Annotated in this window: 1 protein-coding gene; it reads left to right on the forward strand. The window is 70.7% G+C overall.

Annotated features, from left to right (window positions below; all coding sequences use genetic code 11):
• Positions 1 to 297 precede the first annotated feature (297 nt).
• Positions 298 to 1,044 (forward strand): phosphotransferase family protein, encoded by a 747-nt coding sequence (locus ACQKIP_RS46070; RefSeq protein ID WP_365864327.1) that lies wholly within the window; start codon positions 298 to 300, stop codon positions 1,042 to 1,044.
• The last annotated feature ends 134 nt before the right edge of the window (positions 1,045 to 1,178 follow it).

The following is a 1,178-nucleotide window of genomic DNA, read 5'->3' on the forward strand; positions in this document are numbered from 1 at the left end:
CGCATGTGCGACCCGACGTACACCGGTAACCCGCGCAACAACAACCACATGTCCGGGGCGCTGCCCGACGCGCCGGTGTCCGGCCACTGGTTCTCCGCCCAGTTCCAGGAGCTCATGAAGAACGCCTACCCCGCGCTGTAGGCACACAGCACACAGCACACCGCTGTCCGCCGGGGCCCGGGAGCGCACGGCCCCGGGCCCCGGCGGACAACTCTCTCCGCGTCGTTCTCCTCGTCGCATCGCCGCAGGTGAGAAACCCGGCGACGTGGGCGATCACCCAGGGGATACTAATCACCCATGGATGAGGTCAAAGTCGTCGTCGCCCATTCCGAGCGCGCCACCCTGCGCGTCGGTGACGTGTTCCTGAAAGTGGACGCGGACCAGACGCGCATCGACGCCGAGGTCGAGGCGATGTCCCTCGCACCGGTGCCGACCCCGCAGGTCCTGTGGCGCAAACCGCCCGTCCTCGCCATCGCCGCGCTCACGGGGACGACGCTCGGCCGCCTCGGCGGGCCGTCGACCGGGTCACCGGCGGCGTGGTCCGCGGCGGGCGCCGCCATCCGCAAGCTGCACGACGCGCCGCTGCCGCCCCGGCCCGGACGGGCCGGCCGCAGCATCACCGCACTGGCGGCGGAACTCGACGACGAGTGCGAGCGGCTCGTGACGCACGACATCCTGCCCGCCGACCTGGTCACCCGTAACCGCCAGGTCGCCGAGGCCGCGCTGCGCCCGTGGACTCCGGCGTTCACGCACGGCGACCTGCAGATCGCGCACGTCTTCGTCGACCAAGGCGAGGTGACCGGCATCATCGACTGGTCCGAGGCGGGCCAGGGCGACGCCCTCTACGACCTCGCCACCTTCACCCTCGGACACGAGGAGCACCTCGATGACGTCATCGCCGGATATGGCGCCGACGTCGACCTCGAGGTGATCCACGCGTGGTGGTCGCTGCGCAGCCTGCTGGGGGTCCGCTGGCTGATCGAGCACGGCTTCGACCCGTCGGCGCCGGGCTGTGAGGTCGACGTGCTCAGGTCCCGGATGTGAGGCTGCGGGGCCCGGTTGCTGTGCGCGGGTTCTGACGCAGGGAGCTGGGGTGGGGCCGGGCGCAGTCACGCGGCCGGAAAGCCCTCTCCTGAACCAGATATTCCGCTGCCAGGTTGGAAGCCATGAACTCGTCG

Source organism: Streptomyces sp. NPDC059900 (assembly GCF_050270335.1).
In the GTDB taxonomy this organism is placed as follows: domain Bacteria; phylum Actinomycetota; class Actinomycetes; order Streptomycetales; family Streptomycetaceae; genus Streptomyces.